This window comes from Actinospica robiniae DSM 44927, from assembly GCF_000504285.1.
Lineage (GTDB): Bacteria > Actinomycetota > Actinomycetes > Streptomycetales > Catenulisporaceae > Actinospica > Actinospica robiniae.
In genome coordinates, this window is the sequence record NZ_KI632511.1 from 2,949,027 (window position 1) to 2,968,648 (window position 19,622).

The 19,622-nt window shown below is 71.0% G+C and carries 14 protein-coding genes and 1 pseudogene; 3 read left to right on the forward strand and 12 right to left on the reverse strand.

Features of this window, described 5'->3' with window-relative positions; translation table 11 throughout:
* Positions 1 to 125 precede the first annotated feature (125 nt).
* The 8 genes from ACTRO_RS12695 to ACTRO_RS12730 all read right to left on the reverse strand — a co-directional run bounded on the left by ACTRO_RS12695 (position 126) and on the right by ACTRO_RS12730 (position 10,000).
* Entirely contained in the window at positions 126 to 1,244 is a 1,119-nt protein-coding gene (locus ACTRO_RS12695; protein WP_169739885.1) for a LacI family DNA-binding transcriptional regulator, read from the reverse strand.
* A gap of 357 nt (positions 1,245 to 1,601) precedes the next feature.
* On the reverse strand, positions 1,602 to 2,861 hold the full coding sequence (locus ACTRO_RS12700) for an MFS transporter (RefSeq protein WP_063627987.1): 1,260 nt from the start codon (positions 2,859 to 2,861) through the stop codon (positions 1,602 to 1,604).
* A gap of 118 nt (positions 2,862 to 2,979) precedes the next feature.
* Positions 2,980 to 4,647: a DEAD/DEAH box helicase gene (locus tag ACTRO_RS12705; protein WP_084316220.1), complete on the reverse strand. Its 1,668-nt coding sequence runs from the start codon at positions 4,645 to 4,647 to the stop codon at positions 2,980 to 2,982.
* A 292-nt stretch (positions 4,648 to 4,939) separates the two neighbouring features.
* Positions 4,940 to 5,869 carry a DsbA family protein gene (locus ACTRO_RS12710; RefSeq protein WP_051450745.1) on the reverse strand — a complete coding sequence of 310 codons (930 nt, stop codon included), beginning with the start codon at positions 5,867 to 5,869 and terminating at the stop codon, positions 4,940 to 4,942.
* A 22-nt stretch (positions 5,870 to 5,891) separates the two neighbouring features.
* Positions 5,892 to 6,404: a MauE/DoxX family redox-associated membrane protein gene (locus tag ACTRO_RS12715; protein ID WP_034263335.1), complete on the reverse strand. Its 513-nt coding sequence runs from the start codon at positions 6,402 to 6,404 to the stop codon at positions 5,892 to 5,894.
* A 139-nt stretch (positions 6,405 to 6,543) separates the two neighbouring features.
* Complete coding sequence (locus ACTRO_RS12720; protein WP_051450747.1) at positions 6,544 to 7,176, reverse strand: hypothetical protein; 633 nt, start codon at positions 7,174 to 7,176, stop codon at positions 6,544 to 6,546.
* Between the two features lie 113 nt (positions 7,177 to 7,289).
* Complete coding sequence (locus ACTRO_RS44850) at positions 7,290 to 8,741, reverse strand: pectinesterase family protein (protein WP_051450748.1); 1,452 nt, start codon at positions 8,739 to 8,741, stop codon at positions 7,290 to 7,292.
* Positions 8,741 to 10,000, reverse strand: a complete 1,260-nt coding sequence (locus tag ACTRO_RS12730; RefSeq protein WP_051450749.1) for a glycoside hydrolase family 28 protein — start codon at positions 9,998 to 10,000, stop codon at positions 8,741 to 8,743. Before ACTRO_RS12730 ends, ACTRO_RS44850 begins: the two co-directional genes overlap by 1 nt.
* Positions 10,001 to 10,235: 235 nt before the next feature.
* Here ACTRO_RS12730 and ACTRO_RS50935 point away from each other — a divergent pair, with 235 nt between their 5' ends.
* Positions 10,236 to 11,018: a DNA-formamidopyrimidine glycosylase family protein gene (locus tag ACTRO_RS50935; RefSeq protein ID WP_034263336.1), complete on the forward strand. Its 783-nt coding sequence runs from the start codon at positions 10,236 to 10,238 to the stop codon at positions 11,016 to 11,018.
* Positions 11,019 to 11,168: 150 nt separating this feature from the next.
* Here the strand turns inward: ACTRO_RS50935 and cydC are convergent.
* The 4 genes and pseudogenes from cydC to ACTRO_RS12755 all read right to left on the reverse strand — a co-directional run.
* Positions 11,169 to 12,674: pseudogene (gene cydC, locus ACTRO_RS49635) on the reverse strand (thiol reductant ABC exporter subunit CydC); the annotation flags it as partial.
* 26 nt (positions 12,675 to 12,700) lie between these two features.
* Positions 12,701 to 14,386, reverse strand: a complete 1,686-nt coding sequence (gene cydD / locus ACTRO_RS12745; RefSeq protein ID WP_034263338.1) for a thiol reductant ABC exporter subunit CydD — start codon at positions 14,384 to 14,386, stop codon at positions 12,701 to 12,703.
* Positions 14,383 to 15,429 carry a cytochrome d ubiquinol oxidase subunit II gene (gene cydB / locus ACTRO_RS12750; RefSeq protein ID WP_034263339.1) on the reverse strand — a complete coding sequence of 349 codons (1,047 nt, stop codon included), beginning with the start codon at positions 15,427 to 15,429 and terminating at the stop codon, positions 14,383 to 14,385. Before cydB ends, cydD begins: the two co-directional genes overlap by 4 nt.
* Positions 15,430 to 15,483: 54 nt before the next feature.
* Positions 15,484 to 16,866: a cytochrome ubiquinol oxidase subunit I gene (locus tag ACTRO_RS12755; protein WP_034263340.1), complete on the reverse strand. Its 1,383-nt coding sequence runs from the start codon at positions 16,864 to 16,866 to the stop codon at positions 15,484 to 15,486.
* 220 nt (positions 16,867 to 17,086) lie between these two features.
* Between ACTRO_RS12755 and ACTRO_RS12760 the strand changes: the two genes are divergently transcribed.
* On the forward strand, positions 17,087 to 18,913 hold the full coding sequence (locus tag ACTRO_RS12760; RefSeq protein WP_034263341.1) for a glycoside hydrolase family 15 protein: 1,827 nt from the start codon (positions 17,087 to 17,089) through the stop codon (positions 18,911 to 18,913).
* A 24-nt stretch (positions 18,914 to 18,937) separates the two neighbouring features.
* Positions 18,938 to 19,534 carry a TetR/AcrR family transcriptional regulator gene (locus ACTRO_RS12765; RefSeq protein ID WP_034263342.1) on the forward strand — a complete coding sequence of 199 codons (597 nt, stop codon included), beginning with the start codon at positions 18,938 to 18,940 and terminating at the stop codon, positions 19,532 to 19,534.
* Positions 19,535 to 19,622 lie beyond the last annotated feature (88 nt).

The window sequence follows — 19,622 nt, forward strand, 5'->3', positions numbered from 1 at the left end:
AAAATCAAACTCCTTATTCGGTGGGGGCGTGCGTGGTGCGGGTGGGGCTCTTCGGGGATGATCAGGCGCGCGTCGGCGTGCGACGCGGTGCCCGGTCTCGGGGGAAGGCGGTGCGGCGGCCCGGCTCAGTCGCCTGCGGCGGCGGCGGCGGCGGCGGCGGCGGCGGCGGGCGGATGCTCGCCGCAGGACTCGCGGATGACCAGCTCGGTCGGCAGCTCGGTGTGCGTGGTCTCGCCGGCGAGTCCTTCGACGAGGTCGAACAGGCGGTCCGCGGCGTGCAGCCCGAGCTGTTCGGCCGGCACGCGCACGGTGGTCAGCGCCGGCGAGGTCAGCCGCGAGACGCCGAAGTCGTCGTAGCCGACCAGCGCGACGTCCTGCGGGACGCGCAGTCCGCGCGAGCGCAGTTCCAGCAGCGCGCCGTAGGCCATCTCGTCGTTCGCGGCGAAGATCGCCTGCAGGTCGGGCATGCCGTCGAGCAGCTCGGCCGCTCCGGCGCGTCCGGCCTCCTCGCTGAAGTCGCCGATCGCCAGCGTGTGCGCGCACGGTTCGGCGCATTCGGCCAGCGCGGCCCGGAAGCCCTCGTACCGGTCGAGCGCGGTCTGGTGCTCGAGCGGGCCGCTGATGTGCCCGATCCGGCGCAGGCCGTGGTCGGCGACGAGGTGGCGGGTGACCGAGGCCGCCCCGGCGTACTCGTCCACGCCGACCGAGACCGACTGCGGCAGATGCGGGTAGCGTCCGATCAGGACCACCGGAAGGCCGGTGTCGACCATGCGGCTCACGTTCGGATCGTTGGACGCCGCCGACGCGATGATCGCCCCGGACGCCGCCTGCGAGCGCAGGATCCGGTCGTACGCGGCCACCTCATGGTTCTGATCCGGGTTGGTCGAGATCAGCACGCCGCACTCGTGCGCGTTGGCCGACGTGGTGACGCCGACCAGGAGGTGCGAGAAGTACGGGTGGCCGAAGACGTGCTGGGCCGTGTTCGGCACGACCACCGCGATCGCCGTCGCCCGCCCGGCCCGCAGCGCCCGCCCGGCCGAGTTGGCCACGTACCCGAGCTCGCGCGCCGCCGTGCGCACCGCGTCCTTGGTCGCCCGGCCGATCCGCGGGTGGTCCGCGAGGGCCATCGACACCGCGCTCGGCGAGACCCCGACCACGGACGCGATGTCCCGCAGGGTGACCGGCGCGCGGCCCGCGGCGGGCGTCGGCGCATGGGGGGCGGACGGGTCAGTCAATCGTTTCACCGGTGGCATCGGAACGGGTCTTCCCGGAGGTTAGCGGTCGACCGGGCCGCCGGGCAATGACCCGGGGCCCGGCGCGGCCGGGCCGCATCCGCTCGTGGTGCCCGATCCCTGCCCATGACAGCCTCCTTCGATCTGTGCCGCGCCACTGCGGATCACCTGAGCTGAATCGATTGAGCAGTCGGCCGGCGAAAACGCCCCTAGTTCAGGGGCGCGGATTTTCGAGGCGATGGCCGAACTGCTCTAACGATTGAGCATGGCGGGGACTGTAGTCCACGGCGCGCGCGGCGTCAATGGCCGCCGCCGCGGCGCCGTTCAGAGCGGGAAACCGTTGCCGGTGAGGCGAATCGGGCCCGCCGGTCAGGCCGAGCCGGAGACCGCGGCGCGCTCGGCACCGGGCGTCGCAGACGTCTCCGACGCCGCTGCCAGAGCCCTGCGATCGACGCGGGCGAGCGCGGGCAGCGCCAGCAGGCCGCACAGCAGCGTCGGCACGCCTCCGACGATCAGCGACCAGCGCGGGTCCGTGGCCTGCGCGATCCAGCCGACCAGCGGGCCGCCTATCGGCGTCGAGCCCTGCCAGGCCAGTCCCCACAGCGCCATGACCCGTCCGCGCATCTCGGGCCGCGCGGTGAGCTGGAGCGTCGTCTTGGCGTAGGAGTTGAAGGTGATGCTGCCGTAGCCGACGAACAGCAGCACGACGAGCTCGGTCCACAGCGACGGCGCCAGCGCGGCCACCGTGATCGCGACGCCCCAGCCGATCGCGGCCAGGCACAGCGAGCGCGCCCGCAGCTTCGCCCGGGCGGCCGAGACCAGTCCGCCCACGACCGCGCCGGCGCCCATGACCGAGGTCATCAGCCCGTAGGTCCCCGCTCCCCCGCCGAACACCCGGCTCGCCATCAGCGGCAGCGTCACCGGGAACTCCCAGGCGAGCATGCCGACCAGAGCGATCATGAGCAGCGGTATGAGCAGGCCCGGCGTCTCGCGGACGTAGGCCAGCCCGGCCCGGATCTGCCCCTTGCGCTGCTTCACCCGTCTCGAGGGGTAGAGCATCGCCGCGTTCATCGCCGCCAGCGAGGCCAGCACCGCGACGAAGGAGACCGCGTTGAAGGCGAAGCAGGTCGCCAGCCCGAGCGCGGCCACCAGGATTCCGCCGAGCGCCGCGCCGAACACCCGGGCCAGGTTCATCGCGACCGAGTTGAGCGTGACGGCGTTCGCCAGGTCCTCCGGCGGCACCATCTCGGTGATGAAGCTCTGCCGGGCCGGGTTGTCGAAGACGTTGACGAACCCGAGTGCCAGCGCGAGCATCACCACCGACCAGATCCGGATGACGCCGGTGGCGGTGAGGATCGCGAAGGCCGCGGCGAGCAGGCCGGAGAGTGTCTGGGTGGCGTAGAGGATGCGCCGCTTGTCGTGCCGGTCCGCGTACAGCCCGCCGGCCGGGCCGAACAGCAGGATCGGCACGAACCGGGCCGCGGTGCTCAGCCCGAGCACGGTCCCGCTGTGGCTCAGGTCCAGGACCAGGAAGGACTGCGCCACCGTCTGCATCCAGGTGCCCATCACGGAGACGAGCTGCCCGAAGAAGTACAGCCGGTAGTTGCGCTGCCGCAGCGAGGAGACCATAGCCACGTCCCCAGTATATATTTAGCTCCGTTAAGGAGCTATATCGACGACGTGCGACTTCCCCCAGGAGGGAGAAGTCGCTTACGCCGAAGCGGGACGCCGAGGAGCCCGGCCGCGGTCAGCGGCCGCGGCTGCGGAAGTTCTGCGAGGCCTTGGCCGCGCCGCCCGGGCCGCCCGCACCGCCGGAGCCCGATGCTCCGGAGCCGCCGGAACGCTTCGCGCGCGTGCTCGCGCCCGAACCGCCGCCCGCGCCGCCGCTCGCCTTGGCCGTGCCGTTCGTCTTGGCCGCCGCGCCGTTGGTCCTCGCCGCCGTGCCGTTGGTCCTCGCCGCCGTGCCGTTCGTCTTGGCCGCCGAGCCGTTCGTCTTGGTGCCGCCGGCTCCGCCGCGGCCCCGGCCGCGCGGCCGCGGCCGGCGCTCCCCGGCCTCGGCCGTGGCCGCCGCCGGCCCGGCCGACCGCTCCGGCTTCGCCGCGCGCGGCTCGCCGGTCAGCGCGGCGAGCACCTCGGGCTCGCCGAAACTGCGCTCGCCCGGGGCCAGCTGCTCGAGCAGCGGGCTGCCCGGGGCGAGCCGGGTCGTCGTCGCCGAGATGCGCGCCTTGCGGGTCAGCTCGCGCACCTCGCCGACCTGGTCGTCGGTCATCAGCGTGACGACCGTGCCCGAGCTCCCGGCGCGCGCGGTGCGTCCGGAACGGTGCAGGTAGGCCTTGTGCTCCACCGGCGGATCGGCGTGCACGACCAGCGCGACCTCGTCCACGTGGATGCCGCGGGCGGCGATGTCGGTGGCGACCAGGGTGGTGGCCTGTCCGGCGGCGAACGCCGTCAGGTTGCGCGTGCGCGCGCCCTGGTTGAGGTTCCCGTGCAGGTCGACGGCCGGGATCCGGTTCGCGAGCAGCTGCTTGGCGAGCTTGCGCGCGCCGTGCTTGGTGCGGGTGAACACGATCGTGCGGCCGGGCGCGGAGGTCAGCTCGACCAGGATCGCGAGCCGGTGCTCGGCCTCGATGTGCAGCAGGTGGTGGGTCATCGTCGGCACTTCGGCGTGCGGGGAGTCCACCGCGTGCGTCACCGGCTTGTTCAGGTAGCGGCGCACGAGCTGGTCCACGCCCTGGTCCAGGGTGGCCGAGAACAGCAGCCGCTGGCCGCCGGCCGGCGTGGCGTCCAGCAGGCGCTTGACCATCGGCAGGAAGCCGAGGTCGGCCATGTGGTCGGCCTCGTCGAGCACGGTGATCTCGATCGCGTCCAGCATGGCGTGGCCGCCCTCGATGTGGTCGAGCAGCCGGCCCGGGCAGGCGATGACCAGGTCGACGCCGGAGCGCAGCGCCGAGATCTGCGGGCGCGCGCCGACGCCGCCGAAGATGACGGCCGTGCGCAGCCCGAGCGCCTTGGCCAGCGGCTCGGCGGCCGCGTGGATCTGGGTGGCCAGCTCCCGGGTCGGGGCCAGCACCAGCGCGCGCGGGTGGTTCGGCTGCCGCCTGCGCGGGTCGCGGGCGAGCCGGATGAGCACCGGCAGCAGGAAGCCGAGGGTCTTGCCGGAGCCGGTCCGGCCGCGGCCGAGCACGTCGCGCCCGGCCAGCGAGTCCGGCAGGGTGGCCGCCTGGATCGGGAACGGCGTGGTGATGCCCTGCGTGGCGAGCACCTCGGCCACGCTCTCCGGCACACCCAGCTCGGTGAAGGTGGTGGCCGCGGGCACGGCTGCGGGCGCCGCGGGCGCGAGCGTGGTCGCGGCCGTCGGGGCGGGCTTGCGTGCGCGTGTGGGCGCCGTGGAACCGGCTGGGCGGCGGGCCGCCATAGGGCACTCCGAACGTCGTGACTGGCCGCGGCTGAGCACGACAGGCACCGGCCGGGGTACGCGGGTGACTGCGTGGGCCGGTGAAGTCCGGCGGATACGGCGAGCGGATCAAGCATGCGGCATGAGGCCCGGATGGCGCTCACACCCACCAGTGTACGGCCTCATCACCGCGTCTCAGTCGTCCACCTCCGCCCCGCGCCCTCGCCGGCTATCAGCATGCGTGCTCACCGACAGTCACGATCGGGCCGTCGGCCGGGCGGATCCGCCCGGCCGACTGCGTCGTGACCGCCTGTCAGGAGGACGGCTGCGCCGAGGCGGCGGTCCACGGAGCCGGGGCTCCGCCCGGGTAGGCCTTGCCGACCGCGGCCTGCAGTGCCGACTGGATGCCCGCGACGTTCGCGCCCTGGCCGTCTTCGGCGGTGTTCGCGGTGACGCCGGACTTGGACGCGGCGGAGAAGAGCTGCGCCGTGGTCAGGGCCGTGCCGTCGATCTGCACGGTGGGCGTCGCGTCGATGTGCAGCGCGTTGAAGTCGGACCAGTTCTGATCCACGAAGCCGCCGTACGTGGTGTTCTTGACGCAGGACTCGAACGTGGGCGTGTCGAGGCCGGGCACCTTCTTCGCGAGCGTGATCAGGGCGGACGGATCGGACCACGGATCGGTGGTCTCCACCGGCTGGTCGTCGTAGAGCACGTCGTGGTACGCGTCGAAGAGCCCTGCGTTCTGCGCGCAGGCCAGCGCGCTGCCGCCCGCGCGCGAGCCGGAGGCGTTCTCGCCGGCGCCCTGGTCGTTCTCGTCGATCAGCTTGACGACGTGGAACAGGACTCTGACTTCACCGGCGTCGGCGTACTGCTTGTACACGCCGCGGGCGCCGAGCTCGAAGATGTCGCAGTAGGGGCAGCGCACGTCTTCGAACACGGAGACGGTCACCTTGGCGTCGGGCGAACCGTATTCGATCGCAGTGGCCTTGCCCGTGTGGGTCTTGGCGTCGACGTAGGGGTCGGCCACCGCGCCCTTCGGGACGGCGAAGGTGGCGGCGGTGTTCGAGCTCTGGTTCGAGCTCTTGGCGGCGAGGCCGATGCCGACGACCGCGGCGATCACCACCAGGGCCATCGCCCCGGTCAGCCACTGCCGCTTGCGGCGGGCCCGGGCGAGCTCGGCAGCTCGAGCGGCGGCCGCGCGCTGACGTGCGTCGGATCTGGTTCGCTGATCGGGCTTGGTCATGGTCGTACTCCTTCGGTGAGGTCTAGAGGTAGCGCGGCTCGGGCTCGCCGAGGAGCCAGGAGTCGAGGACGAGGGGCGAGCGCGGCTGCCAGATCAGCCATCCGGCCGGAACGAGGTAGCCGACGTCGCGCAGCACGTCGAGGATGTAGCGGGTGTGGCCGGCCGCGGCCTGGCTCGCGATGCCGCCGCAGCCGCAGTTGATGGCGATGCCGCGCGCGCCGAGCGAGATGATCCCGGCGATGTAGACGAGCAGCAGCAGCGCGGAGAGCGCGGCCGCCAGACGGGTGCCGAGCCCGATGAGGACGAGCAGGCCGAGAGCCAGTTCGAGGAAGGGCTGGACCGTGCCGAAGGCGTCGGCCAGACCGTCGGGCGCGATCCGGTAGGCGCGGACGGCCAGACCGAGCGCGTCGTTCGAATAAGACAGTTTCGGTACCGCGTAGTAAAGCCACATCGCGCACAGGCCGGCGCGGGCGGGGAGGCTGAGCAACGGTTGGAGGCGGCGGAACGTCGTCGGATGGAGCGGGAAAGCAGGCAAGGTGGAGTTCTCCTGTCACGGCGGAGCCGGAGGCATACGGGCCCGAGCCGCGGCAGGCGTGATCGACGCACGTCGTTACGCGCGTTGCGCACAGCTCAGGTGATCGCCCGGCGCGCGGCCGTTCCGGCCCGCGCGGGCTTCAGCAGTACACCGCCGAGCGCGGCGGACCGCGCTGCTCGAGGATGCCGCGCATCCACTGCGACCGCAGGGAGCGAACACGGGAGAAGGCCCGCGGGCGCCGCGGGGCGTGGTCCGCGGGCGCGAGGGCTTGTACGACGACGACCAACACCCGGCGCAGCCGGAAGGCGGCGCAGCGGATGACGGCGTGCAGCGCGGCCTCGCCCCGGCGCAGCCAAAGAACCCAGACCAGGGCGGCCAGCACGTGCGCGATCAGCAGGATGGCGGTCGCGTCGAAGCGGGCTGCGGCCGGTTCCATCGGCATGCGCGCGCTCGGCGCCGGCAGCGCCGTGTGCGCCATCCCGGGCATCCGGCAGATCCCCAGCTGCAACGCGGGGGTGTGCCGGGTGAGGGCGAAGAGTACGTCCAGGCCGACTTGGGACGCGCCCATCAGGCCGCCGATGGCCAGCAGGCTGCGCTCGCCGCGGCCGGCAGCCAGGCGGGCCGCCGCGAACACCCCGATCGCACCGAACGTCAGCGCGGAGGTCGGGATCGAGCCCTGCGACGTCACCGCGTGCATGAGCGTGCCCAGGCCGAGGCACACCGCGGCGAAGGTGGCTGCGCGCAGTGTCGGCAGAGTGGACTCACCGGACATCGTGGCAGCCATCCTCCCACCTGTGGCGCTACGGCGGAAGCAGCCCCGCGGGTTCCGGAGCCGGGTGTCAGGTCCCGGCTCCGGAAGCGGCTTTTCTTACGGCAAATCCAGTCTTACAGCGGATTCCAGCCGTCGGTGCCGGCCAGGTACTTCTGCGGCGTGTAGTTCGCCGCGGTGGAACTGCTCATCTGCGGACGGTTGCCGTTGGTGGTGGCACCCGCGCCGGTGTTGTCGTATTCGTCGAAGCGAGCGCCGGTCCAGGGCGTGCCGTCCATGTCGATCCAGGGTTGCGCGGTCGCGATGGTGGCCGAGAGCGAGTCCTGGCTGTAGAGCACCTGGGCGGCCGCGCCCCACGGCCGGCCGAGCGTGGTCTTGTTGTTGGCCGCGCCGGTGATCGTGGACTTGTAGATCAGGATGCCGTAGGTGTTGCCGGAGGGCGTGCTGGCCGCGGTGATGGTGCCGCCGCCGGTCGCCTTCGCGTAGATCTGACAGTCGTTGAAGACGGCCACGGCGGCGCCGAAGATGAAGTCCTCGGTGCCCTCGATGTACGAGTTGACGTAGTAGCCGCGGTAGCTGTTGACCAGCAGCGTGTCCTGGTTGCCGAGGAACCGGACGTTGTTGAACACGGCCCGGTCTGCCTCGACGTTCACGGCCACGGCCTGGCTGCCCACGCCGTAGCTGTTCGACATCGTGAGGTTGGTGGCTTCGAAGTCGTGTCCTTCGACGAAGACGGTCGCGCTGCCGCCGGTACCGTATCCGCCGGCGTTGCTGTGGTTGTCCACGATGACCGTCTGGCTGGCGGACGTGCCGAGCCCTTCCAACGTGATGTAGGGCTTGTTCGACGGGATGGTCACGATCTCGTTGTAGGTGCCGGGCTTGATGGTGATCACGACCCGGCTGGTGTTGTTCGCGGGCACGGCGTTGACCGCGGCCTGCACGGTCGTGTACTTGCCGGTGCCGTCGGAAGCGACGGTCGGCTGACTCGACGGGGTGGTCGTGCCGGTGGTCGGCGCGGACCCGACGAGGTTGAAGGCGATCTGCATGCGGGAGATGTCCGAGCAGGTCTCCTGCACGATCGGGTTGTTCCCGGCGGTCGAGCCGCCCTGGTCACTGATGCACTCGGAACTCGCGCCGTTGACGACCTCGTACTTGCCCGGGGTCGCGGAGGAGCCGGTGAGCGACCACAGCTGATTGCTCTGCGCCGCCCCACAACCCCACTGCTGCAGCTGCGTGCCCGACGTGGTCGAACCGCTCGGGTCGTCGATGCACATCCCGCTGCCGACGTTGACCAGGTTGTACTTCCCGCCGCTCGCGACGACCTTCCACTCCTGGTACGTCGACCCGGTCGCGCACGCCGCCTGCGTCAACAGCGTCCCGCTCGCATTCGAACTCGACGGCACCTGCACGCACTTGCCACTCGCACCCGGCACCAGCGTGTAGATCCCGCCCGCCACCGGCGCCGTCGCCGCCTGGGCCGCGCTCGGCAGCACCACCACGGTGATCGCCGCCGACGTCGGGACGAGCATGGCCGCGATGGCGAGGAAGGTGAATTTCCCGATCTTCATCAGCTCACCGACGCCTTGCTCTGCTTGATCCACGCCGAGCCCGAGGACGCGGTGATGGTGACAGAGCTCGTGGTCACGGCCGCGTTGCGCACCGTGACACCGGTCTTCGAGGCGATGTTGACCGAGGTGAGCGTCAGGCCGGTGATGGTCTGCTCGGGCAGGCCCACGATCTGGCCGGCCGCGCTCGCCCCGGTTGCGGTCACCTTGCTGATCGCGATCCCGTAGTAGTCCGGCGTCGTGCTCGTCACCGTCTGCGCCGGGTCGCCGTCGGCCGGGACGTCCGGGTAGTACGCGGTGATCTGGATCGGCGTGGTCACGTTCGTCATGGTGATGTGCGTGTAGGTCAGCGCGTGCACCGCTCCCCCGCGCCCGCGGGCCGACTTGATCCGGATGCCGGCGACCGTCCCGGTCATCGTGTCGTCGTGCATGCTGATGTTGTAGACCCCGCCGTCGGTGTAGCTGCCGATCGACAGGCCGTGCCCGTGCAGGATCGTGTCGCTCGAGATCGTGATGTCGTGCGCAGCGCCGTCCGAGGCCGAGGAGTCGATCGCCACGTCGTCGTCCCCGCAGTCGATCGTGCTGTTGGTCAGGTGCACGTTGCTCGAGGACCAGATGTCGAACCCGTCGGTGTTCGGGGACGTGGACGGGGAGCTGATGGTCACCCCGGTGATCGTGACCCCGGTCGATTCCTTCATCGTCACGTGCGCGTTCGGCGCGTTCTTGACGGTGATGTTCGTCAGCGTCGCGGTGGTCACCGAGTTCAGGCTGATCATCGCGGGGCGCGGGGAGAGGCTCTGCCCGGCCGCCTTCTCCGCCTCGATCTCCGCCCACCACGGCGCGCCCTGTCCGTCGATCACGCCGCCGCCGTCGATCGTGACGTTGCTCGCCTTGTTCGCCGACAGCAGCGGGGTCAGGTCGCCGCCGGAGGCCGGGTAGTCCGAGGCCGACTGCGAGGCCAGCAGGGTCGCGCCGGAGTCGATCTGGAGGGTGATCCCGCTCGGCAGGGTCAACGGGCCGGTCAGGTACTTGCCCGCAGTCAGCTCCGCGACTCCGCCGTTCGCACAGGCCGTGAGCGCCTTCTGCAACGCGGCCGTGTCCTTGGTCGTGCCGTTCCCGGTCGCGCCGTACGACTTCGCGCTGCACACCGTAGCCGCGTGCGCCGGACGTGCCGACGCCACCGAACCGACCACCAGGACCGAGGTCGTGACGGCCAACGCCAGCACCGGCCAGGGCCGCCGATCATTCGTGTATGAGGACATCACAGAAGAATCCTTCGTGGGTGAGGGTGAGGATCGACGCTGGTCGCCGCGAGCGGCGGTGCGTGTTCTCCGTTGAGGGGACGGCAGCGCGCGGACACCGCTAACAGCCGGCTGCCGCTGGAAGGCGGGGGCGGCTCGTCCACCAGGGACGGGCCGGCCGCGCCGCCGGAGGCGTTCTCGAAACTTTCAGCGCGCCCGCCCGGGAACTTCGCAATCCGGATATATCGTTACACCTATGCCTGAGCTGCCCGACGTCGAAGGCTTCCGGAAGGTGTTCGAGTCCTGCGCCACGGGTCGGACCGTCCGTCGCGTCGAGGTGCGCGATGCCGGCGTGCTGCACGGCGTCAGCGCCCGCGGCCTCGCCGACGCGCTCAAAGGCCGGCGGTTCGCCGAGCCGGAGCGCCGCGGCAAGTGGCTGCTGGCCCGCACCGACGACGGCCCGACGCTCGTGGTGCACTTCGGCATGACCGGCCGCCTGGTCTGCGCGGAGCCCGGGGACGCGATGGAGAGGCATGACCGCGTCCTGTTCGGCCTCGATTCCGGCCACCAGCTGCGCTACCGCGACCAGCGCAAACTCAAGGGCCTGTGGCTGGCGCACGACGAAGCGGGCGTCGAGCGGGTGCTCGGCCCGCTCGGCCCCGACGCGATGGCCGTGGGACGCGAGGAGTTCGACGAAGCCCTCGCGTCCCGTCGGGGCCAGATCAAATCAGCCCTCACCGACCAGTCCGTGGTGGCCGGTCTCGGCAACCTGCTCGTGGACGAGATTCTCTGGCGGGCCCGGATCCGTCCGGACCACCCGACGCGCGAGCTGTCCCGAGCCGATCGCACCCGCCTCCACTCCGACATGCGCTCGACCCTCCGCCGGGCCGTCGAAGCGGGATGCGTCCCGACCCGCGACTCGTGGCTCACCGGCCACCGGGACGACCCCGACCCGGTCTGTCCGCGTTGCGGGAACCCGCTGCGCCGCACTCGCCTGGCCGGCCGGACGGCCGTCTGGTGCCCGCACGACCAGAAGTGACGCCGGGTCCGTCGGGTCCGTCGGATCCGTCGGACGCAAGCGGCCGTCGCGGAGTTCGAAGACGGCGTCGACGAGGTCGAGCCCCTCGGTCCGATGGGTGAGCAGCAGGATGCTGCGTCCGGAGGCCGCGTCGAGCAGGTCGGCGATCAGCGCCCGGGCGGTCGGCACGTCGAGGCCCTCGGTCGGCTCGTCGAGCACGAGCACCGGCTGGTCGGCGAGCAGGGCACGGGCCAATGCGATGCGCCGGCGCTCTCCCCCGGAGATCAGTGCGCCGCCCTCGCCGAGCCACGTGTCCAAGCCGGCGGGCAGTGCGCGGTACCAGTCGCCGAGCCGGGCCCGCTCCAGGGCCGCCACCAGCTGCGCGTCATCGGCGTCGACCTTGGCCAGGCGGAGGTTCTCCCGCAGATCCGAGGCGAAGACGTAGGCGTCGTCGGCGACGAGGCCGATCACTCGGCGGACGTCGTCGAGCAGCAGCCTGCGCATGTCCACGCCATCGATCGATACCGAGCCCTCCCTCGCGTCGATGAACCGCAACAGCAGGGCCGCGAGGGTCGACTTACCGGCGCCGGACGCTCCGGTGATAGCGACGCGTCGTCCCGGCAAGAGTTCGAGGTCCAGCCCGTCGAGCACGTAAGCCTCGGCCTGCGGCCAGCGCGCTCGCACGCCTGCGAGCACCACGGCATGCGGGCCGGTGGGAAGCGGGACGGGCGCGGGCGGATCGGTGACGGCCGGCTCGGCGTCGAGGAGCTCCCGCAACCGACGGCCCGCGCGGCGCACCCGCGCGACGAGCACCGCGGCGGCGGGCAGCGGCACGAGCGATTCGTAGGCGGCGAGCGGCAGCAGCACGATGACGACGAAACTGACTTCGGCCAACTGCCCGGAGCGCACGGCCGTCGCCCCCAGCATGGCTGTGATCAGCACCGAAGCACCCGACGCGAGCGCCGCCACGCCCGAACCCAGGCCGGTCGCCCACGCGGAGCGGCGGGCGATGCGCGTCAACTCCGCGTCGAGCCCTTCGATTCGGGCCAGTTCGGCCTCGGCCGCCCCTGCGGCGACGAGGTCCGGCGCTCCTTGCAGCAGGTCGACGACCGCGCTGGACAGGGCAGCGCGCACCGGCGCGAGCCTGGCCTCGAGCCGCCGCGAGGAAGCCGCGGCGGCCAGAGGCGCCAGAAGCCCCGCGCAGGCGAGTCCCGCCGCGAGCGTCGTCGCGGCGGACGGAAGCACCCAGGCCGCGCAGCCGACGCAGCACACGGAGACGAGAGCGGCGACGGCGGCAGGCTCGATCAGGCGTAGCCACAGGTCTTCGAGCACGTCGACGTCGCTGACGAGGCCGGCCAACAGATCTCCGCGCCGATGCCGGCCGAGGCGCGCGGGAGCGAGCGGCACGATGCGCTCGAACACGGTCGCGCGCAGTCCGGCCAACGCCCGCAGCGCCGCGTCGTGGGAACCCAGCCGCCCGCAATAGCGCAGCAGCGGACGGCTGATGCCGAACAGCCGCACGGCGGTGATCGCCAACGAGAGGGTGAACATATCCGGTCGTTGCGAGGCTCGCGTGATGAGCCAGCCCGCTGTCATCGTCAGCGCCGCGCTCGCCATCAAGGCCCCCGCGCCGGCGGTGATGCCGAGGGTGAGGCGTCGGGCCGGAGGCCGGCCCATGGCCGCGAAGCGGCGCAGCTCCCCGTTCACTGCGCCATCGCCATTACCACCGGTGCGGGCACGAGTTCGACGATCCGGCCAGCATGCTCCAGTAGCGCCGGCCGATGCGCGACCGCGATCACCGTGCGGCCCCGGGCCAAGCGGCGTACGGAATCGGCGATGGCGCGCTCGCTGTCAGGGTCCAGATGTGCGGTCGCCTCGTCGAGCAGTACCAGCGGTGCGTCACGCAGGAAGGCCCGAGCAATAGCGACACGTTGCCGTTGGCCCGCAGACAGCGGCGCCCCACCGGCGCCGAGAACCGTGTCGGCACCGTGCGGCAGGGCTCTGATGAACTCCTCGGCGTTGGCCAGCCGCAAGGCTTCAGCGACCTGCGCGTCGTCGGCCTCCGGCCGCGCAAGCCGCACGTTCTCCGCGACGCTGCGCGCGGCGAACCACGGATTCTGCGGCACCCAGGCGATCTGCGCACGCCAGTCGTCGAGGTCCAGGTCTGCGAGGTCCACCACACCGTCGCGCCCTGCGATACGTACGTGTCCAGCACTCGGCGCGACGAATCCGAGCAGTACCGCGAGCAGCGTGGACTTCCCGCACCCACTCGGACCGACCACGCCCACGTATTCGCCAGGCCGAACCGTCAGATCGAGCGGGGGTAGCGCCGCGTTGGCACGGTCGTAGGACACTGCAACGCCCTCCAGCCGAAGCTCAGCAGCCGCGAAGTCCGGCGCGGCCACACAGGCAGCCGGCGCGCGAACGCCGCCGGGTGGATCGGTCTCGAGGACGGCGAACAGTTGCTCCGCCGCAGCGAGCCCTTCGCCGCTGGCGTGGAACTGCGCACCAAGCTGACGCAGCGGCCAGTACGCGTCGGGGGCCAGCAGCAGCACGAGCAGGCCGGTGGACAGATCCATCCGCCCGGCCAGCAAGCGCAGACCGATCGTCACCGCCACCAGCGCGACGCTGATGGCAGCCAGGAACTCGAGGATCGCAGAGGACAGAAACGCCAGACGCAGTGTGCCCATCGTGGCGCGGCGGTTGCCTTCGGCCACGCGCCGGATCGTGGCTGCCTGGGCCTGCGCGCGACGGAACACCACCAGCGTCGGAAGGCCCTGGACGACGTCGAGGAAGTGGCCGCCGAGCTGCGTCAGTGCCCTCCATTGCGCCCGGGCGCGGCGTTGCGACGTCATCCCGACGAGAGCCGCGAAGAGCGGCACGAGTGGCAGCGTCGCCAAGACGAGGACGCCGGAGAGCGGATCACGGGCGAGCACGACGATCGTGACGCTGATCGGCACGAGCAGTGCGGTGATGAGCGCGGGCAGGTACCGCGCGAAGTAGTCGTCGAGCGCGTCGGTGCCGCGCACGGCCAGAGTGGCGACGTCGCCGGCGGTCTGCGTGGCGAGCCACGATGGGCCCAGGCGCACGACGTGGGTGAGCAACGCCCGCCTCAGCTGCGACTTCACGCGCGCAGCCGACCCGTGTGCGGCGACCTGACCGGCCCACGCGAGCAGTGCGCGTCCCAGCACCACCAGCGCCAGCGTCAGCCCCGGGGCGCTCAATTCGGTCGCGTCCGCTTTGTGCAGGGCGCGCATGACCAGCGAGGTGATCGCAAAAGCCTGCGTCATCAGCAGCGCCCCATCGCAGAGCCCGATGAAAGCGGCGAGCATCAGATGGCCGCGCACCGCGGAGGCGTGGCGCAGCAGCCTCGGGTCGAGGGGTTTCACGAGGCCGGCAACGGCTCGGGGGGCTCGACCGGGCCGGTGTCGGGTCCGCTGCGGTACTGGTCGGCGGACACGCGGGCGCGGAAGACGTGGTAGGTCCACGCCTGGTAGAGGATGACGATCGGCAGGAAGACGGCGGCGATGATGGTCATCACCTGGAGCGAGTAAGTACCCGAAGCTCCGTTGTGCACGGTGATGTCGAAGGCCGGGTTCGTGCTGGAGACCATGAGGCGGGGATAGAGCTCTACGAACACTGACACCACGGCCGACCCCATCGCGAGCGTGGTGGAGGCGAAGGCCCAGCCGTCGCGCCCGGCCGCGAGCATCCCGGCGGCGCCGACGACACCGAGCGCGGTGACCAGTTCCGGAATGTTGAGGAACACGCCCTCGCTGCCGACGCTGTGCGTCCAGGCCACCCAGGCGATCACCGCCAGCGTCGTCACCGGGCCGACGACGCGCGCGATGCGCCGGGCGTTGGCCCGCAGCTCGTCAGTGGTCTTGAGCGCCAGGAACGTGGATCCGTGCAGCAGGCACAGCAGGACGATGGTGACCCCGGTGAACACGCTGTAGCCGGAGAACAGGTCGCCGAACGAACCGGTGTACTCCTGGTTCGCGGCGATCGGCAGCCCGCCCAGCAGGTCGGCCAGCGCGATCCCGATCAGCAGCGGTACCAGCAGGCTGCCGACGGTGAGCAGCACGTCCCAGGCGGCACGCCAGCGCACGCTGTCCATCTTGCCGCGGAACTCGAACGAGACCCCGCGCATGATCAGGCCCGCGAGCAGCAGCACCATAGCCGGATACAGGCCGGAGAACATGGTCGCGTACCAGGCCGGGAACGCGGCGAACATCCCGGCCGCGGCCACGATCAGCCACACCTCATTGCCGTCCCAGAGCGGGCCGATGGTGTTGATCGAGGCGCGCCGGCCCGCCTCGTCCCGGGAGACGAAGGCATGCAGCATGCCGACGCCGAGGTCGAAGCCCTCGAGGACGAAGAAACCGGTCCACAGCACGGCGATGGCGATGAACCAGAACGTGGCGAACCCCATGGGCACCTCGGCAAGGTCGGGAAGAGGTCGAGAGATCGGGACGGACGGGCGCGGCTAGTAGCTCACCGCGGGGATCGGATGATCCGAGTGGGCCCGGGCGGGAGCGAGCTGCTTGCGGGCGTACTTGGCCATCACGACGGCCGCGACGATGGCGAGCCCGGCGTAGAGCAGTAAGAACACGATGATGCTCGTGGCCACCTGCGCGGTGCTCACGGACGGGGACAGGCCGTTGCTGGTGAGCATCAGGCCCTGCACGATCCACGGCTGGCGGCCGTTCTCGGTCAGCAGCCACCCGGCGGTGTTCATCAGGAACGGGAGTACCGCCGCCCACACGGCCACGCGCTGGAACAGTTTGGCGTGCCCCAGTTTTCGGCGGTACAGCAGCCAGATCCCCCAGACCCCGATGGCGAGCACGACAGTGGCCAGATACGCCATGACCCGCATCGACCAGTACTGGATGAAGATGTTCGGCACGTAGTAGCCGGGACCGAACTGCTGGTTGTACTGGGCGTTGACCGGGTTGAGGCCGAGGACCTTGCCGTTCCAGTGGTTGGTGGCGAGCAGCGAGAGCAGGTGCGGGATGGCGATGATCTTCGTCGGGGTCTGATCCTTGTTCCCGCCGCCGATCTGGAACATCGAGAACGAGCAGGGCTGGCATGTCGTCCACTGCGCCTCCGCGCCGGCGATCTTCATCGGCTGGTACTTGCCCTCGGTCACCCCCAGCTCGCTGCCCACCAGCATGGCCAGCAGCAGCGACGGCACGAGCACCAGCAGCGCCAGGGACGCCGAGATCCGGAACACCTCCGGCTCCTGCCCCTTGCGCAGCTGCCAGGCGGACACGGCCAGCATCACCACGCTGCCGGTCACCACTCCGGCGAGCAGCACGTGCAGATATCCACGCAGGAACACCGGATTGGTGAACAGCGCCCAGAAGTCGTTCAGCTGCGGCTGCCCGGCCGCATTGGTCTGATAGCCCACCGGGTGCTGCATCCACGAGTTCGCCGACATGATGAAAGCCGCCGACAGCGCGCCGCCGATCACCACGGCGTAGACGGTGGCCAGGTGGAGTCGCGGGGAAAGCTTGTCCCACCCGAAGAGCCACAGCCCGAGGAAGGTCGACTCGAGGAAGAACGCCGCCAGCCCTTCGAGCGCGAGCGGCCCTCCGAAGACGTTGCCCACCGTGCGCGAGTAGTGCGACCAGTCCATCCCGAACTGGAACTCCTGTACCAGCCCCGTCACCACGCCCACCGCGATGCTGATCACCATGAGCGTCCCGAAGAACCGGGTCAGCCGCAGGTACTCCTCGCGCTTGGTCCGGTACCACGCGGTCTGCAGCACCGCGGTCAGCCCGGACACGCCGATGGTGACCGGCACGAAAAGGAAGTGGTAGATCGAGGTCATGGCGAACTGGAGCCGGGCGAGATCGAGCTGACTCATGCGGCAAGCTCCGATCCGTGACGGCGGTCCACGACGCAGATAGCGCGTCACGCATATCCACCCAGAAACACCCGGCCCGTTCCAGTAGGCACGCCGACGCGGCCTAGCCCGGACAGCCCCATTCACTCACCTGTCCGGATGACCCCGGCCACCCGCTTCGGCCGGGTGGCGGAACGCGGCGGCGAGCATCGACCTAGTCCGCACGAGCCAGGGAGTCGCCATGAGCCGCTATCCACTGATCGCCGACCACGGCATGGTGGGCGACCTGCAGACCGCGGCCCTCGTCTCCTCGGGCGGGGTGGTGGACTGGTTCGCAGCACCGCGCTTCGACTCGCCGAGCGTGTTCGCGTCCTTGCTCGACCACGACCGCGGCGGCCATTTCACGCTCGCGCCGGCCCATCGCGACGTCATGGCGCAGCAGCTGTACTACCCCGACTCCGCGGTGCTGATCACCCGCTTCATGTCGCCGGAGGGGGTGTGCGAGGTCATCGACTGGATGACTCCGATCACCGATCCGACGCCCACCGACCGGCACACCCTCTACCGCGGGATCCGGGTGATGCGCGGCTCCGTCACCCTCAGGATGGCCTGCCGGCCCCGGTTCGACTACGCGCGAGCGGACCACGAGCTGCAGGTCGACGGGGACAACGCCGTCTTTCGCTCGCCCGGCGCCACCGCGTACCTGCAGTCCCGCAACATCCCGATCAGCCAGGACGGCCGGGACGTGGTCGGCGAGGTGGTCCTGCACGCGGGCGACATCGCCGGGGTCGCCTTCACCGTCTGCGACCCAGACGGCGCCGCACCGAAACCGCGGACGGTCCAGGACATCCTGGGCGACGCGTGGAGCACCATCGACTTCTGGCAGCGGTGGGTGCGCGCCTCGACCTACCGGGGCCGGTGGTCCGGCGCGGTGAACCGCTCCGCGATCACCATTAAGCTCCTGACATACCACCCGAGCGGCGCGCCGGTGGCCGCGGCCACCATGGGCCTGCCGGAGCAGATCGGCGGCGAGCGCAACTGGGACTACCGCTACACCTGGGTGCGCGACGCGTCCCTGTCCGTCCGGGCGCTGCTCGACCTCGGCTTCGTCGAGGAGGCGGAGAAGTTCGTGCACTGGCTCAGCGCCCGGCTGCACGAGCGCGAAGGCAAGACGGGCGAGCCGTTGCAGATCATGTACCGGGTGGACGGCGACCCGACTCTGACCGAGGAGACCCTCGACCACCTCGAGGGCTATCGGGGCTCGGCCCCGGTGCGGATCGGCAACGGCGCCGCCGACCAGCTCCAGCTGGACATCTACGGGGAGGCGCTCTACGCCCTGTCCGAGGGCCGGGAGGTGCATCGCAGTACCGGATATGCGGGCTGGAAGGCGCTCTCGCGGATGCTGGACTGGCTTGCCGACAATTGGGACCGGCCCGACGAGGGCGTCTGGGAGACCCGCGGGGGCCGCAAGGACTTCACCTTCAGCCGGGTGATGTGCTGGGTCGCCTTCGACTGCGGGATCGACCTGGCCACCGACTGGAGCCGGCCGGCCGACCTGGCGAAGTGGTCCCGGGCCCGGGACGCGATCCTCGACCAGATCATGACGAAGGGCTGGAACGAGCAGGAGCAGGCGCTGGTCCAGCACTACGGGGACGACGCCGTGCTGGACGCGTCGCTGCTGGTCATCCCGCGGATGTGCCTGCTCGCGCCGCGCGACCCGGCCTGGCTCTCCACACTGGAGGCGATGGACCGCACGCTGGTCTCGGACAGCCTCGTCTACCGCTACGACCCGGCCGCCTCGCCGGACGGGCTGCGCGGCTCGGAGGGCACCTTCAGCCTGTGCAGCTTCCTGTACGTCGACGCCCTCACCCGGGCCGGCCGACTGCGCGAGGCGCGCTACGCGTTCGAGAAGATGCTGACGTACTCCAACCACGTCGGTCTGTTCGCCGAGGAGATCGGCCCGACCGGGGAGCAGCTCGGCAACTTCCCGCAGGCGTTCACTCATCTGGCCCTGATCATGTCCGCCACGGCACTCGACCGGGCGCTGAACGAGGCGCGCGAAGCCTAAGGCGCCCGCGTTAGGCTCCTCGCCATGACTGCTGCACAGGGCCGACCGGGTGAACGGGGGCCGGGCCGCCCGCGCGACGAACGGGTGACGGCAGCGGTGTTGAACGCGGTGATCGAGCTGGTGGCCGAGGAGGGGCTGCAGGCGCTGACCATGGACGCGGTGGCGGCGCGGGCCGAGGTGAGCAAGCCGGCCATCTACCGGCGCTGGCCGACCAAGCAGGACCTGGTCATCGCCGCGGCCGACTCCCGGATCGGCGTGCTCTCGGTGCCGGACCTGGGCGGTTTCCGGGCCGAACTGCACGCGATCCTGACCGCGCGGCTCGCCGCCTACCGCACACCCGGCACCGACCGGCTCGTCGCCGGGATGATCGCGGCGGCCGCCGAGGGCGGGCCGGTGCGAGCCGCGTACGGCGCCTACACCGAGCGGATCATGAGCGAGACCCGCGCCGTGCTTGAGCGCGGCATCGCCCGCGGCGACGTGCGCCCGGACGTCGAGATCCGTTCGGCGGCCACGCTGGTGGCCGCGCCGCTGATCTTCCGGATGATCGGCGAGCTCGCCCAGCCCGACGAGAAGCTGGTCGAGGACCTGGTGGAACTGGTAGCCCGCGCCGTCGCGATCTGACGGGGCGTCGAAAACTTCTTCGCACGGACCCTTGCCGCGCCGTCGCCGAATATCGATACTTCCGGTAACGAAACCTGCGACGACGGAG